This is a genomic window from Roseofilum reptotaenium CS-1145 (assembly GCF_028330985.1).
GTDB classification, from domain to species: Bacteria; Cyanobacteriota; Cyanobacteriia; order Cyanobacteriales; family Desertifilaceae; genus Roseofilum; species Roseofilum reptotaenium.
In genome coordinates, this window is sequence record NZ_JAQMUE010000035.1 from 1 (window position 1) to 15,353 (window position 15,353).

13 protein-coding genes are annotated in these 15,353 nt (G+C 45.8%); 7 read left to right on the forward strand and 6 right to left on the reverse strand.

The window, feature by feature from the left end; translation table 11 throughout:
• Positions 1 to 258 precede the first annotated feature (258 nt).
• The 3 genes from PN466_RS05430 (at position 259) to PN466_RS05440 (ending at position 3,952) form a co-directional block, all read left to right on the forward strand.
• Entirely contained in the window at positions 259 to 1,527 is a 1,269-nt protein-coding gene (locus PN466_RS05430) for a hydroxymethylglutaryl-CoA reductase (RefSeq protein WP_271937596.1), read from the forward strand.
• A gap of 158 nt (positions 1,528 to 1,685) precedes the next feature.
• Positions 1,686 to 2,984: a glutamate-5-semialdehyde dehydrogenase gene (locus tag PN466_RS05435; protein WP_271937597.1), complete on the forward strand. Its 1,299-nt coding sequence runs from the start codon at positions 1,686 to 1,688 to the stop codon at positions 2,982 to 2,984.
• 131 nt (positions 2,985 to 3,115) lie between these two features.
• Positions 3,116 to 3,952, forward strand: coding sequence for an ABC transporter permease (locus PN466_RS05440; RefSeq protein ID WP_271937599.1), 837 nt, complete (start codon positions 3,116 to 3,118; stop codon positions 3,950 to 3,952).
• Between the two features lie 18 nt (positions 3,953 to 3,970).
• Here the strand turns inward: PN466_RS05440 and PN466_RS05445 are convergent, their stop codons facing one another.
• Genes PN466_RS05445 through PN466_RS05460 form a run of 4 tightly spaced genes read right to left on the reverse strand, consistent with a single transcriptional unit; the run spans position 3,971 to position 5,254 of the window.
• Positions 3,971 to 4,327 carry a HepT-like ribonuclease domain-containing protein gene (locus tag PN466_RS05445; protein ID WP_271937601.1) on the reverse strand — a complete coding sequence of 119 codons (357 nt, stop codon included), beginning with the start codon at positions 4,325 to 4,327 and terminating at the stop codon, positions 3,971 to 3,973.
• Positions 4,314 to 4,691, reverse strand: a complete 378-nt coding sequence (locus tag PN466_RS05450) for a nucleotidyltransferase family protein (RefSeq protein WP_271937603.1) — start codon at positions 4,689 to 4,691, stop codon at positions 4,314 to 4,316. Before PN466_RS05450 ends, PN466_RS05445 begins: the two co-directional genes overlap by 14 nt.
• 36 nt (positions 4,692 to 4,727) lie before the next feature.
• Entirely contained in the window at positions 4,728 to 5,063 is a 336-nt protein-coding gene (locus PN466_RS05455) for a XisI protein (protein WP_271937604.1), read from the reverse strand.
• Positions 5,051 to 5,254, reverse strand: coding sequence for a hypothetical protein (locus PN466_RS05460; RefSeq protein ID WP_271937605.1), 204 nt, complete (start codon positions 5,252 to 5,254; stop codon positions 5,051 to 5,053). Before PN466_RS05460 ends, PN466_RS05455 begins: the two co-directional genes overlap by 13 nt.
• 90 nt (positions 5,255 to 5,344) lie before the next feature.
• Between PN466_RS05460 and clpB the strand changes: the two genes are divergently transcribed.
• Genes clpB through hpsE (PN466_RS05475) form a run of 3 tightly spaced genes read left to right on the forward strand, consistent with a single transcriptional unit; the run spans position 5,345 to position 9,968 of the window.
• Positions 5,345 to 7,993, forward strand: a complete 2,649-nt coding sequence (clpB, locus tag PN466_RS05465) for an ATP-dependent chaperone ClpB (protein WP_271937607.1) — start codon at positions 5,345 to 5,347, stop codon at positions 7,991 to 7,993.
• A gap of 11 nt (positions 7,994 to 8,004) precedes the next feature.
• Positions 8,005 to 8,979: a hormogonium polysaccharide biosynthesis glycosyltransferase HpsE gene (hpsE, locus tag PN466_RS05470; RefSeq protein ID WP_271937609.1), complete on the forward strand. Its 975-nt coding sequence runs from the start codon at positions 8,005 to 8,007 to the stop codon at positions 8,977 to 8,979.
• Positions 8,980 to 8,993: 14 nt separating this feature from the next.
• Entirely contained in the window at positions 8,994 to 9,968 is a 975-nt protein-coding gene (gene hpsE / locus PN466_RS05475) for a hormogonium polysaccharide biosynthesis glycosyltransferase HpsE (RefSeq protein ID WP_271937611.1), read from the forward strand.
• Between the two features lie 216 nt (positions 9,969 to 10,184).
• Here the strand turns inward: hpsE (PN466_RS05475) and secA are convergent, their stop codons facing one another.
• Positions 10,185 to 13,013: a preprotein translocase subunit SecA gene (gene secA / locus PN466_RS05480; RefSeq protein WP_271937612.1), complete on the reverse strand. Its 2,829-nt coding sequence runs from the start codon at positions 13,011 to 13,013 to the stop codon at positions 10,185 to 10,187.
• A 149-nt stretch (positions 13,014 to 13,162) separates the two neighbouring features.
• The gene (locus PN466_RS05485) at positions 13,163 to 14,185 is read right to left on the reverse strand and encodes a DMT family transporter (protein WP_271937614.1); all 1,023 of its coding nucleotides are present in this window, start codon (positions 14,183 to 14,185) and stop codon (positions 13,163 to 13,165) included.
• A gap of 201 nt (positions 14,186 to 14,386) precedes the next feature.
• Here PN466_RS05485 and PN466_RS05490 point away from each other — a divergent pair, with 201 nt between their 5' ends.
• A complete protein-coding gene (locus tag PN466_RS05490; RefSeq protein ID WP_271937615.1) occupies positions 14,387 to 15,334 on the forward strand; it encodes a LysR family transcriptional regulator in 948 nt (315 codons plus the stop codon).
• The last annotated feature ends 19 nt before the right edge of the window (positions 15,335 to 15,353 follow it).

A 15,353-nucleotide genomic window follows, 5' to 3' on the forward strand; every position in this document is an offset into this window, starting at 1 on the left:
CTCGATCAGCTAGAAGAAGTGTTGTACCAGCGCTGCCAAACCTTATTGAAACAGCCAGAATTAATTGGAGGGTTAACCGATTTTTACGGGTGGAGTGAACTCACTGCTATATCACAACTTATTCAACGGACTTGATATCACCCCATCACCAAGCGCTATATTTCTTATAAAACCCATATTCTAGACTCATTTTTAACCCTTAAGTTCTGCAACTTATGCCTGAAACAATAACCATTAAACCTTCTCCCTCAACCCATTATGTCTACCCCCCATCGTCAAGCCAACCAATATGTCCGAGAACTTCTAGAACAGAACCGCCTAACGGAACTCTCAGACAAACTGCTACCCAACCCTAAACCCTTACCCCGCAAATTTCGCGGTGCATTTCGCCTCAGTCGTCAACGGGTGGAACAGCATTGGAAGCAACTGGAGACTCTCCCAGAAACCCAAGCCAATTTATTAGATGGGCAAACACTCTCTCAACTGGAAGCTTATCAGTATAATATTGAAAACTTTATCGGTACAGTGAAACTTCCGGTGGGTATTGCCGGCCCCCTGCGGGTGAATGGACTGTTTGCTCAAGGAGATTATCATGTGCCTTTAGCCACTACTGAAGCGGCCCTAGTCGCCTCCTATTCGCGGGGATGCCAACTGATTTCGGAAGTAGGAGGATGTCAAGCATTATTACTCAATGAAGCGGTCAACCGCACTCCTGGATTTGCGTTTAGCACCTTGCAAGAGGTGGGCTTGTTTTTGGCTTGGGTGGTAGGGGAACAGGAAACCTTTAAGCAAGAAGCAGAACAAACTACGCGCTACGGAAAATTAATCGATACTCGAATTACCGTAGAAGGCAATCATGTTTATCTGGATTTTCAGTTTACGACAGGGGACGCGGCTGGCCAAAACATGGTGACTTTGGCAACGGATGTAATTTGTCAGTATATCCTCAGCCAGAGTCCTGTGGCTCCCCAATATTGGTTTATTGAGGCTAATTTATCGGGAGATAAAAAGGCCAGCGCCCAATCATTTTCTGGAGTGCGAGGTAAAAAAGTAACAGCGGAAGTAAAAATACCAGCTCAGTTAGTTGCCCAACGGTTGCACACGACTCCAGAACAAATGGTGAACTATTGGCGGATGTCGGCTTTGGGGGGAACGATGAGTGGGACGATAGGTATTCAGGGCCATTATGCCAATGGGTTGGCGGCGCTGTATATTGCGTGTGGTCAGGATGCGGCTTGTGTGGCGGAGTCTGCGGTGGGGGTGACGCGGTTTGAGTTAACGCTAGAGGGGGATTTATATGCGGCGGTGACGTTGCCGAATTTGATTGTGGGTACGGTGGGTGGAGGGACTGGGCTGCCGAGTCAGCAGGCTTGTTTGCAGATTTTGGGGTTAGCAGGTGCGGGTAAGGCGAGGGCGTTTGCTGAGATGTGCGCGGGGTTGGCGTTGGCTGGGGAGTTGTCAATTATTGGGGCGTTGTCTGCGGGAGAGTTTGTGCAGGCTCATGCTCGGTTGGCGCGGGAGCGGTGAAGAGGAATGGGGTCGAGGAATGGGGGAATGGGGAGACATGGGGATGTGGTAGACTTTTGAGAACACTAGCCTCTTCCTAAAAGTGGAGGCAACCCAATTGTTTCGGCTGTCGCCGATATGAAAATTATTAATTGTTAATTGTTAATTGTTAATTGCTCATGAGTTCTTCCACGTTAGTCGAATTGGCCCAGAAAACACGACAAGGGGCGCGTCAGTTAGCTGGATTGACGACAGAAGAGAAAAATCAGGCTATTGAGGCGATCGCCAAATCATTGGAACAGGCTACACCAGAAATTGTAGCCGCAAACCAAGCTGACTGTGAAGCGGCAACTTCCGCAGGCATTGCTAAACCCCTCTATCATCGTCTGAAATTGGATGAAACGAAGCTGAAAGGAAATATCGCTGGGGTGCGAGATGTACAAAAGTTACCCGATCCGGTGGGGACGGTTCAAATTCATCGAGAGTTGGATGAGGGTTTGGTTCTGAAACGGATCAGTTGTCCGTTGGGGGTTTTGGGGGTGATTTTTGAAGCGCGTCCTGAAGCAGCCATCCAGATTTCTACGTTGGCAATTAAGTCGGGAAATGGGGTGATTCTCAAGGGGGGAAAGGAAGCGATTCAGTCGTGTGAGGCAATTGTGAAGGCGATTCGACAAGGGTTATCACAAACAGCGGTGAGTCCAGATGTGGTGCAACTTTTGACCACCCGCGAGGAAACGGTGGCGCTGTTGAAGTTAGACCCATATGTGGATTTAATTATTCCTAGAGGTTCTAATTCGTTTGTCCGGTTTGTTCAGGAGAATACGAATATTCCGGTGCTGGGTCACGCGGATGGTATTTGTCACCTCTATCTAGATGAATCTGCGGATCTGGAAAAGGCGATCGCCATTACAGTTGATGGCAAAACCCAATATCCGGCTGCTTGTAATGCCATCGAAACCCTGTTAGTCCATCGCTCCTGCGCCCCGCAAATTCTTCCCCCAGTTGCCCAAGCGCTACAAGATAAAGGCGTGAAATTACTCGGAGATGATCCAACTTCTGAATTATTGGCAATTCCCGCAGCCACAGAAGCGGATTGGTCTACAGAATACAGCGATCTGATTTTAGCGATTAAACAGGTGGACTCTCTAGAGGAGGCAGTGAATCATATTAATACTTATGGATCGAAGCATACTGATGCGATCGTCACCGAAAACCCCCAAGTCGCGCAACTGTTCCTGAATCAAGTTGATGCTGCTGGCGTGTATCATAACTGTTCCACCCGGTTTTCCGACGGATTTCGCTATGGTTTTGGCGCAGAAGTCGGCATCAGTACCCAACAAATGCCCCCGCGCGGCCCTGTAGGATTAGAAGGGTTAATCACCTATAAATATCAAGTTACCGGTAATGGTCATATTTCCGCTACCTACACTGGAGCGGAGGCGAAATCCTTTACCCACAAAGAGCTAGTAGAGGGATAGGGAGATGGGGAGATAGGGGGATAGGGAGACGTGGAGACGCGGAGACACGGAAACATGGCGGTTATTCCCCATTCCCCATTCCCCCATTCTCCATTCCCCATTCCCTATTCCCCATTCCCTATTCCCTAACCATGACACAATCGATTCAACCCCCTGAAGAAACTGTAATCCCTGACTCCTTGGGATCTAAATCTAAATTTTCCTTTTCCTGGCAAATTGGGTTTACTGCGATCATGTTTGGGTTTATGTATTTACCCATTGCCGTCTTAGCCTTTTATAGTTTTAACCAATCTGCTTATAGTGCCAATTGGAAAGGGTTTACTTTGGATTGGTACATGAAACTGTTCTCGGATGTCAGAATCCTATCCTCTCTGCAAAATAGCTTAATTGTTGCGTTTTGTGCCGTCGGTGCTTCAGCAATTTTGGGAACCCTGATGGCAGTGGGATTAGCCAAATATAAATTCCGAGGGAAATCCCTGTATTTGGGAGTATCTTATTTACCTTTGATTATTCCTGATATTGCGATCGCCGTTGCTACCCTTGTCTTCCTCGCCGTCTTCGCCATTCCCCTCAATCTGTGGACAATTGTCGCGGCTCATATTGTCTTTTGTCTCGCCTACATTGCCCTCGTCGTCTCCACTCGACTCGCTGATTTAGACCCACACCTGGAAGAAGCAGCTTTAGACTTAGGTGCAACCCCCTTTAACGCTTTTATGCAAGTCCTCTTACCTCAATTATTACCCGGTATCGTCTCCGGTTGTCTACTGGCATTTGTCCTCAGTATGGATGATTTCCTGATCGCCAGTTTCACCGCAGGCAGTGGCTTTAACACCCTGCCTATGGAAATCTTTAGCCGCATCCGAACCGGCGTAAAACCCGATATCAACGCCTTAAGCGTGATCCTGATTGTGATGTCCGGATTAGTGGCTTTCCTGGCGGAATTTTGGCGCTATAAGAGCGAAAAATAAACGGGAGTTAATCAACCTCTAGTCATTACTCTGATTTTCTGGAGGAGGCGGTAATAAAGGTTGAAGTGATTGCAATACCGCAGGAAGCTCTACCTCAATAATTTGTCTAATAATATCTAATTTAAGATCGTCATATTCATGCACAATAATATCACGTAAACCAGCCATTTTCCTCCAAGGAATTTCTGGATTCCGAGATCGGAATTCATGGGATAGACGCTTAGTCGCTTCACCGATAATCGTTAATCGACGAATAACTGCATCTTGATCTTTTGTGTTTTGTTCAAAATTTTCCCAATTCGTCGATTGAAGATACTCAAAGATTAAGTGAATTGAATCAACAATATCAAGAATCGATTGTTTATCTCTTTCCATAAATCACCTGCGCTGATTCCAGGATTGATTTACGTCTTAACCAATTACGACTTTTCCCAATACCCTGCTTACTGACCAAATCAACCTTTCGGCAGAATAAACGTTCTAGCTCTTCCTGGATATCCCAAAAATCAAATCCATAAGTGACTCCTGGATCGAAAACATACAGTAGATCGATATCACTGGGATCATTGTCTGCTGACCGAAAATCGTCCCGTAGTACCGATCCAAACACTGATAATTCTATAATTTTCCACTTCTGGCAAAATGCCACAACTTGTTCCGGAGTGACTTGCAACCGTTGGTAAATTTGCGCGATCGGTATATTAATCTGCCCCAGTTGTGGTTCAAGATTGGTTTCCATCCACAATTCTCTCCTAATCTTTATAGAATAATCGATCTAATTGACTGCAAATTCCGTATAACGTCGGATATGGGGAAGATAAAATCCTAGGACAATTTTATTTTGGGGAATTCCAGCTCTGAGTAAATCATCAGTAATACCATCTTCTAAACCATCCTCATGAATCCAGATTTTATCTCCAACTACTTCTAGATGGACAATACAACTATGGACTCGCTTTCCTTTCAATTCTCCGACGGTTAACAATACATAATTCCGGCGATCTTCTCCAATCACCAATTTGCGCTCTAGTTTCCCATGGGCATAGGGAAGCTTGGCATATTCTACCAGAATGCTTTTAATGACTTCATAATAGTTATCTAGGGAATCCATTGATTAATGACCTCGTACTGTTCATCGAAAACCAATTGAGTCATGTCAAAGGCTTGATGGAGTTCTGGAATCTCTAAAGAAGTTTCTGGATCGGATACGCTTTTTTGAATTATAGCATTCAGCTCCTGATAGCCCTTGTGTGAATTTGAACTATGTTGCGGCTTATCCTGCCCACTCTGCCAACTTCCCACTCCACTTTGCTGCCAGCCTGTTATCTTAATCTAGAACTTGATCATTATAATAGTAAGCTTAAAGCGCGAAGATCGCCCATTACCCTAACCATGCAGCCAACTGATTCATCGAAATTTACCAATAAAGCTTGGGAAGCCATTGTCAACTCTCAGGATGTCGCTCGTCGCGGGAAACATCAGCAGTTGGAAGTCGAGCATGTGGCGATCGCTCTTTTGGAGCAAGGAGGACTGGCAAAAACCATCCTAGAAAAGGCGGGAATTGAGCCAGGGCGCTTATTACAGCAACTCAACCAGTTTGATAGTCGCCAGAAAACCACCTACAATGTTGATCAACTTTATCTCGGTCGCAGTTTGGATAAGCTCCTCGATGAAGCCGAAACTGCCCGCCAAAGTTGGAATGATGAATATATCTCCGTCGAGCATATTTTACTGGCTCTTGCCGAAGATCAACGGATTGGGCGGGAATTGGTGCGTCGGTTTAACCGCACCCGCACCCAACTGGAACAAACCATTAAAGACATTCGCGGCAGTCAAACGGTCTCGGATCAAGCCCCAGAAAATAGCTACAACGCTTTGGAGAAGTACGGGCGAGATTTGACAGAATTGGCGAGATCGGGCAACCTAGACCCCGTTATCGGGCGGGATGAGGAGATTCGGAGGGTGATACAAGTCCTCTCCCGCAGACGGAAAAATAACCCGGTGTTAATTGGGGAACCCGGAGTGGGAAAAACGGCGATCGCCGAAGCCCTAGCCCAGCGTATTGTTAATAATGAAGTACCAGAGTCTCTCAAAAACCGACAACTGATCACCCTAGATATGGGGAGTTTAATCGCTGGAGCCAAATATCGGGGCGAATTTGAAGCCAGACTGCGGGCAGTTTTGCGGGAAGTTACCCACTCCGAAGGGCAAATTGTCCTGTTTATCGACGAGCTACATACCGTAGTCGGAACCGGTTCCGGACAGTCGAGTGCCATGGATGCCTCCAATTTACTCAAACCCATGTTAGCGCGGGGCGAGTTGCGCTGCATTGGAGCAACGACTCTGGATGAATACCGCAATTATATTGAAAAAGATGCCGCCCTAGAGCGTCGTTTCCAACAGGTGTATGTCGATCAACCCGGTGTCGAGGATACGATTTCCATTCTGCGGGGGTTAAAAGAGCGCTACGAAGTCCACCATGGAGTCAAAATTACGGACTCGGCTCTGGTAGCAGCAGCCAAGTTATCAAACCGGTATATTACCGACCGCTTCTTACCCGATAAGGCGATCGATTTAGTCGATGAAGCAGCCGCTAAACTGAAAATGGATATTACATCCAAACCGGTGGAACTGGAAACTAGAGATCGCCGGATCATGCAATTAGAGATGGAAAAACTGTCTTTGGATGGGGAACAAACGAAAGAACCCCAAGAAAGAGTCAGACGCATTGAGCAAGAAATTACCGAACTCAAGCAAGAACAGAAAGAATTGAACGATCAATGGCAAGGGGAAAAACAATTGATCGATGATATTAATATCCTCAAGGAATTAGAAGACCAGTTGCGCGTGCAAATTGAACAAGCAGAACGGGCTTATGATTTAAATCGGGCAGCGCAACTCAAATATGGCAAATTAGAGAAAACGGAACGGGAGCGGGAAACGAAAGAAGGACAACTGCAAGCGCTACAGGAACAAGGTTCGGCTCTATTGCGCGAACAAGTCACCGAAGCCGATATTGCCGAAATTGTTGCTAAGTGGACGGGTATTCCGGTCAATAGTTTACTGGAGTCGGAACGGCAAAAACTGCTACACCTGGAGAGCTATTTACACCAGCGCGTCGTCGGTCAACATGAGGCTGTACAGGCGGTTGCTGAAGCCATACGCCGCGCTAGAGCAGGAATGAAAGATCCCGGTCGTCCCATCGGTTCGTTCCTGTTCATGGGGCCGACCGGGGTGGGAAAAACGGAATTAGCGAGAGCCTTGGCTGCCAGTTTATTCGACTCGGAAGAAGCCATGGTGAGAATTGATATGTCCGAGTATATGGAGAAACATGCCGTTTCCCGTTTAGTGGGTGCGCCTCCGGGATATGTGGGATATGAGGAAGGGGGACAACTGAGCGAGCAAGTCCGTCGTCGTCCCTATTCTGTGGTACTGTTGGATGAAGTGGAAAAAGCGCACCCAGATGTGTTTAATATTTTGCTGCAAGTCCTTGATGATGGGCGAATTACGGACTCCCAAGGACGGATGATTGATTTCCGCAATACGGTGATTGTGATGACCAGTAATATTGGATCGGAGCATATCCTCGATGTTTCTGGTGATGATAGCCAATATGAGGAGATGCGCAAACGGGTACAAAAGGCACTCCGCAAACAATTTCGACCGGAATTTCTCAACCGCGTTGACGATCTGATCCTCTTCCATGCCTTGGGTAAAGGAGAATTGGGCAGTATTGTCCATATTCAACTCAAACGCACTCAGCAGTTGTTAGCGGAACAAAAGATTACGCTGGAAATTACTTCGGCTGCGGTTGACCATCTGGTAGAGGCAGGCTACGATCCGGTCTATGGGGCCCGTCCCCTAAAACGGGCGATTCAAAAACAGGTGGAAAATGCGATCGCCACCCGAATTTTAGACAATAGCTTCATTGAAGGAGATGCTATTAAAATTGATTGCCAAGAGGGTGCGCTCACCTTCGGTAAACTCAGTGATGTAATCGGATCTCCAGAACCTGAACCCGTTGCCTCGATCTCCGAGTAAAGAGAGGAAAAATGTCTGTACAATTTACGGTTGCTATCCCCACCTATAATGGCGCAAACCGGTTTCCAGAAGTTTTGGATAAATTGCGCCAACAAACGGGTATCGATTCCCTGACCTGGGAAATTATCCTAGTTGATAATAACAGTACGGACAAGACGAAACAAGTTTTTCAAGAGTACCAAAACAATTGGGATTTAGACATTCCCTTGCGCTATGTCTTTGAGCCACAACAAGGACTTGCTTTTGCTCGACAATGTGCCTTTCAAGTAGCGCAAGGAGAGTGGGTGGGTTTTCTTGATGACGATAATTTACCCTATCCCAATTGGTTGATTTCAGCTTACCAGTTTGGGCAAGTACATCCTAAAGCGGGAGCATTGGGTAGTCAGGTTCACGGTTTATTTGAATCTCCTCCTTCAGAAGAGCTTAAACCCCTCCTACCTTATTTAGCTCTGGTTGAACGAGGTTCTAAACCCCGACTCTACTCTCCTCGAAATAACCTCCTTCCTCCAGGTGCTGGTATTGTCATTCGCAAACAAGCCTGGTTAGAAAGTGTGCCGGAAAAATTAACCTTAAGCGGAAGAATCAACGGTAAGTTTATTAGTGGTGAAGATTTAGAGCTACTATCCTACATTCAAAACAAAGGCTGGGATATTTGGTACAATCCAGCGATGGAATTGGATCATAAAATTCCCCCTTGGCGTTTAGAACGAGATTATTTAATTCAGATGTTTCGAGGAATTGGTCTGAGTCGATATGTTACTCGTACCTTAAAAGCTAAGGATTGGCAGAGGCTTTTGATTTATCCCCTTTATATGATCAATGATACTAGAAAGCTTTTAATGTTGCTACTGCGCTACCGCGATCGCGTCCAATCTGATATCGTTGCAACCTGTCAATTAGAAATTCTCCTCAATAGTTTGAGGAGTCCATTTTATTTGTGGATGCAAGGGTATTTTAATAAGACAATTGATAGGTCTAAAGTTTGAGAGATTCATTACTTATGACAGTAGATTTTACCATTGCAATTATTACTTATAATGGAGCCACAAGGATTCCAGAAGTTTTAGAGTGTTTATTGAAGCAAGAGATAAACTCTATCAACTGGGAAGTTTTAGTGGTTGACAACAATAGCGAAGATAACACTCGCGAAGTCGTTTTGCAATATGGGAAAACTTGGCGTACAGATAGTCAACTTCGTTATACATTTGAGAGTCGTCAAGGGGCAACTTATGCCCGATATCGTGCGGTAGCAGAAGCCAAGAGTAAAAGTTTAATCGGGTTTCTAGATGATGATAATTTACCGAAAGCAAATTGGGTTGCAGAAAGTGTTGATTTTGGCATAAAAAATCCTAATATTGGTGCGTATGGTGGAATCATTCATGCCCAACTGGATATCGATCCACCCAGTTATTTTCGCCAGATGAAAAACTATCTAACCATATGCAATCGCGGTTCTAAGCCTTTCCAATATAAACGTAGTAATAAGATTCGCAGAATTCCCCCTGCACCCGGTGTTGTGATTCGTAAAGAAGCTTGGCAAGAGGCGATGCCTGCTCCAGAAAAATTGTTAATTTCAGGACGAGATCCAAGGACAATGGCTGCGGGTGAAGATGCAGAAATGATGCTTTATATCCAAAATAGTTCCTGGGAAGTTTGGCATAATCCCAAAATGGAGATTTGGCATCATATCTATGCTCACCGCCTACAAGAAGACTATCTTCTTAAGTTAGCTAGAGGTTATGGTTTATCTAATCATTTAACTCGTTTAGCACGATATTATCCTTGGCAACGTCCCTGGTTGCAGTTGCTTCGACCTGCATACTTTATACGTGGTGGTTTAAGAGTAATGATGTTTTATTACAAAAATCGACATGATTTAGATCGCGACTTCTCTAAACAATGTGAGTTGCAATGCAAAATTGGCCAGATGTATAGTCCATTCTTAGAAATTTATACAAATTTGATCCATAAATAATGTTATGGCGAGAAACAAGCGTAAATTTGGATTGTATAGCAGAGAAAGAGTTGGTTAGAATGCTAAGTCATGGTTTGAGGCCATAGGCAATAGAAAATCTGCTAATTCTTCCTTGCTCTGCTATAGAAGAGAGAATCGCTATATGCCACACGATAACCTAGAAACTGAGTTTCTGGTGTATTGGGTGGAAACCCAGCTTCTTCTCACAGCTATCATCTACACGGTTTCCTGTTGAGCGGCTGCTTTGGGTTGTCCTTGGGGTTGGAACTGGAACAGAGAATAAACCACATTCCGGCGAATGGAAATCATCATCTCTAAGAATAGTTCATAGCCTTCACTCTTATACTCAATCAACGGGTCTTTTTGTCCATAACCGCGCAGTCCCACAGACTCTCGCAAGGCATCCATTTGTTGGAGATGTTCCCGCCAAAGGGTATCAATTTGCTGGAGAATAAAGAACCGTTCTGCTTGACGCATTAACCCCGCTTGAATTTGGTCTACTTCCGCTTCTTTCAAGTCGTAAGCAATGCGGACTTGTTCGTGCAAGAAGGTTTTCATCTCCGCAAAACTCAGGTCTTGGAGTTGTTGAGGTTGCAAGTCTCTGAGTAGATAGACAAACTCTTGGACTTTACTCACCAGTTGGCCCAAATCCCATTCTTCGGCGGGTAGTTCTGGGTTAACATAGGCTTCAACAATATCGTCCATAGTTCGTTCCGCATAGGCTATCACCTGTTCCTTCAAGTCTTGTCCTTCCAAGACGCGGCGACGCTCGGCATAAATGGCTCGGCGCTGGTTATTCATCACCTCGTCATATTCAAACACCTGCTTGCGGATATCGTAGTAGTAGGTTTCGACTTTCTTCTGCGCTCCTTCCAGGGAACGGGTGAGCATTCCTGACTCAATGGGCATATCTTCTTCCACTTTGAACATCCCCATCAGACCGGCAACGCGATCGCCCCCAAAAATCCGCAGCAAGTTATCCTGTAAGCTGAGGAAAAACTTCGTCGTTCCAGGGTCACCTTGACGACCCGCACGACCTCGGAGCTGATTATCAATACGTCGGGAATCATGGCGCTCTGTACCAATGACAAACAAACCACCGAGGTTAATCACCTCGTCATGTTCTTGGTCAGTCAATTCCTCATATTCCGAGCGAATGAGATTAAACACTTCCCGCAGCTTTTGAATCACCGAGTCATTGGTCGGCGCTTTTTCTGCGGCTACCGCTACCTTATCCTCAGCCGTCAATTCCGGTAAAGAGCGCTCCCCATACTCTGCTACGGCAAAATCAACAACTTCTTTCAATTTAGCTTGGGTACTCGCCGACAACTCCGTGGGGAAAATCTTCGGGGACACCTTCCAAGTTTTCACCTTCTTATCTAAACTAAACCCTTGGGCAGCCTTCCGTTTACCCGTACCCGCCACTTTCTGCACGCCCAAGCCATCCTCATCTTCCGGCTTCACAATTCGGGGCATAAAATACTCCCGCAACTTCAACCGGGCCATATAATCCGAGTTACCACCGAGTATAATATCTGTCCCCCGTCCTGCCATGTTCGTGGCAATGGTAACTCCCCCTTTGCGCCCGGCTTGCGCCACAATTTCCGATTCCCGCTCCACATTCTCCGGCTTCGCATTGAGTAACTGATGGGGCACACTCAACCCGCTCAACAGCTCTGACAAGACCTCCGACTTCTCCACACTCGTGGTTCCCACCAGAATCGGCCGACCTTCTTGGTAAAGTTCAGAACACTCTTGTGCTACTGCTTTCCACTTCGCTTCCTCTGTTTTATACACCACATCGGCCATGTCTTTACGCCCTGTCGGCCGGTTGGTGGGAACGATGGTCACCTCTAAGTTATAAATCTTCTCAAATTCTGCTTCCTCTGTTTTTGCTGTTCCCGTCATTCCCGATAACTTGGGATAGAGCAAAAAGAAATTCTGATAGGTAATGCTAGCCAAGGTTTGGGTTTCTGGCTGAATCTCCACATGCTCCTTCGCCTCAATGGCCTGATGTAGTCCATCACTCCAGCGACGACCCGGCATTACGCGACCGGTAAACTCATCCACAATGACAATTTCATCGTCCCGGACAATATAGTTAACATCCTTAATAAACAACTCCTTGGCCTTAATCGCATTAAATACAAAATGGGCCCAAGGGTCATCTGGGTTAAATAAGTCGGCAACTTGTAAAAATTCTTCAGAGGCAATATACCCGTCATCGGTTAACAGTACATTACGGGCCTTTTCATCGACTTCATAATGGCCATTACCACTTTCCTCATCTAAGGCAACTAAACCTTGGGCCAGTTGAGCCGCTCTAATATATTTTTCACTGGGCCGGTCTACTTGACCTGAAATAATCAGAGGAGTTCGTGCTTCATCAACTAAGACCGAATCTACTTCGTCAATAATGCAGAAATTAAACGGCCGCTGCACCACTTCAGCCATGGAAGAAGCCATATTATCGCGCAGATAATCAAATCCGACTTCGGAGTTAGTCGCGTAGGTAATATCACAGTTATAGTTTTTGCGGCGTTCTGAGGGGGGCATATTCTGTTGAATCAAGCCCACGCTTAATCCCAGGAATCGATGGACTTGCCCCATCCATTCTGCGTCCCGACGGGCCAGGTAGTCGTTGACGGTAATAACATGAACTCCTTTTCCGGTGAGGGCGTTTAAGTAAGCTGGAAGCGTAGCCACCAGGGTTTTTCCTTCCCCGGTTTTCATTTCTGCAATCTGGCCATCGTGGAGGACCATCCCCCCAATCATTTGTACATCGTAGTGGCGCATCCCCAAGACGCGCTTGCCAGCTTCGCGCACAACGGCGAATGCTTCGGGAAGGATGTCATCAAGTAAGTCTTTTTGAGCTTGCTCAGAACCCGCTTTTTCCAAACTTTGCTTAAATTCTGCGGTTTTGCCCCTCAATTCGTCGTCCGATAGACCTTGAATGTCTTCTTCGTAGAGGCTGATGTCAGAAACGAAGGGCTGATATTTTTTGAGTTTGCGGGTGTTGGGATCACCAAACAGGTTTTTCAGCATAATCGATGTACTCTACCAGACACTTTGAGGGTAATTAAAAACTTCTCCTCATGGTATCACCTCTAAGATGGGTAATGGGTAATAGGTGATGGGTAATCACCGTATCCCGGGATTCCTATCTTCCTTATCCGCGCTAGGGCATAGGGATATTACATGCCTTTAAAGCCAACGGAGCGGTCTAGTCCAGAAGCGGATAGGGGTTTGGGAGAAGGGGGAGGAGAGAGACGATTAAGGCCGATTTGGTTGATAATGATGGCGATCGCAATGACTGAGCCGCCGATATACTGGCCGAAGGTGGGAACTTCTCTGACAATGAGATAGGCAAAGACTATCGCAGCTAGGGGACTGAAGGCATTCACGAGGGAGACTTCGGACGCATTGCTGAGTTTGAGGCCTTTGAGCCAAAAAAATTGTCCGCCAACCACGATGATGGCACTGTAGATTAACATCCATTGCCAAATTACAGGGGCAAAAACATCGGTAAAATGAGACCAACCAAAGAGTTTGACTACGATCATGAAGAAAATTAGGGTTCCTAGGGTGGTGCGATAGAGGCTAAAAAAACCGAGAGAAATGTGTTGTAGGGTAATTTTACTGATTATAGTTGCGATCGCCGTGGCTACCGCTCCAGCAATCACTAACAATTCTCCAACTCCAATCTCGAATGTTGCCATTTCCACCATGGAATCTGAAGCAGGCGCAATGAGTACGGTTAACCCAACTCCGATAAAGCCCAGGATAGCCCCAGCAATCACCCAAAGATTGACTCGTTCTTTGAGAAATAGAACAGATAAGGCTAACGTCAGTGGCGGTTCAATTCTGCCAATCAAGATTACATTACTGACGCTGGTTTGATCTAGAGCCGAAAATATCAGGGCTGGTCCTAATGCTCCTGATAATAGGGCAATCAGGCTTAAGAATCCCCAATCTTTGCTCTTCAGTTTTTTCCAGGGATGGGTCTGGATTTCTTGACGATAGAGCAGAACTAAAATAATCAATGCCCAAATATTGCCGACCAATAAGACATTACAAAAAGAGATAGGATTTCGACCGTTAATCAGGTGTTGTTCTCCTAAGTTGATGATTTGGCGGGTGACTGAACTGGAGGCAGCAAAAATCAGGGTTGCTAAGATTAAATAAATGCGTCCTGGAAGGCGATTGAGGAGATTCATAGGGAATGGGGAATGGGGTGAGGGTTGCCCTGTCGATCCTATGTTAGCGTCACTAGAATAAATTTTCTCTAAGTCATACCCATTTGGGATTTTTACTTTTTAATTTTTAATTGATCAATTGTAGTCCTAACTACCAAATATCAGTTTGATGTTCGCTAAGGTTTTAAGATAACTTAGACTTAGGGATAGGCTAGGCTGCCTATGCGTTTAGAGCAATTACAAGCATTTTTATCCGTTGCTAGAACTGGAAACTTTCAACAGGCAGCCCATGAGTGTGGGGTCACTCAATCAACGATTAGCCGACAAATTCAAGGATTAGAGGCAGATCTGGGAATGGCTTTATTTCATCGTTCTTCGATCGCCAAATTGACAGTGGGTGGAGCCGCTCTACTTCCCCATGCTCGACGCATTTGCCAAGAATGGCAAACGGCTCAACAGGAAATCTCGGAACTCTTAGCAGGAAAGCAACAGGAACTGTGTGTTGCAGCCATTCCTTCCCTTTGTTCGTATGGTTTACCCCTCGTTTTACAGCGATTTTGTTGGTCTCATCCAGATGTTCAGTTACGAGTAACAGCTTTAGGGAGCGATCGCGCCTTGAAAGTGCTTAAAGATGGTTTAGTAGACTTAGCGCTCGTTATGCAAAATCGTTTTTTAACCACTAGTGCTGAGTTAGTGGTCGATCCCCTCTTTGAAGAAACTATTGCTGTGTTAATGGCAGCCGATCATCCTTTATGTCAAGAACAAGGGTTATCTTGGGAAGCGATTTCCCACTATCCGCAAGTGCTATTTAAGGATGGATATGGAATGCAACGACTGGTTCATGAGCAGTTTAGCAAACACAATCTTCACTATCGAGTCGTTTTAGAACTGAATACCTTAGACGCTTTTCGAGGTGTGATTCGCCAAGGAGAATTCCTGGCTATTTTACCTGAATCAGCAATAAGATTAGCCTGTGAAGATCCCGGCGTGATTTCCTGTCCCCTACAACCGAGTGTTCATGATGGGGGAAAACCTCTAACGCGTAATGTGGTGTTAGTCACCACTAAAGATCGGCTGCAAATTCCCCCTATTGAAAAGTTTCGTACCTTAGCCCTAGAATGTATTCCGCCTCAATTTGCTCGACAAGCGACAATCGCAAGTGGAAGATAAATTAGGTAATCGGTAATAG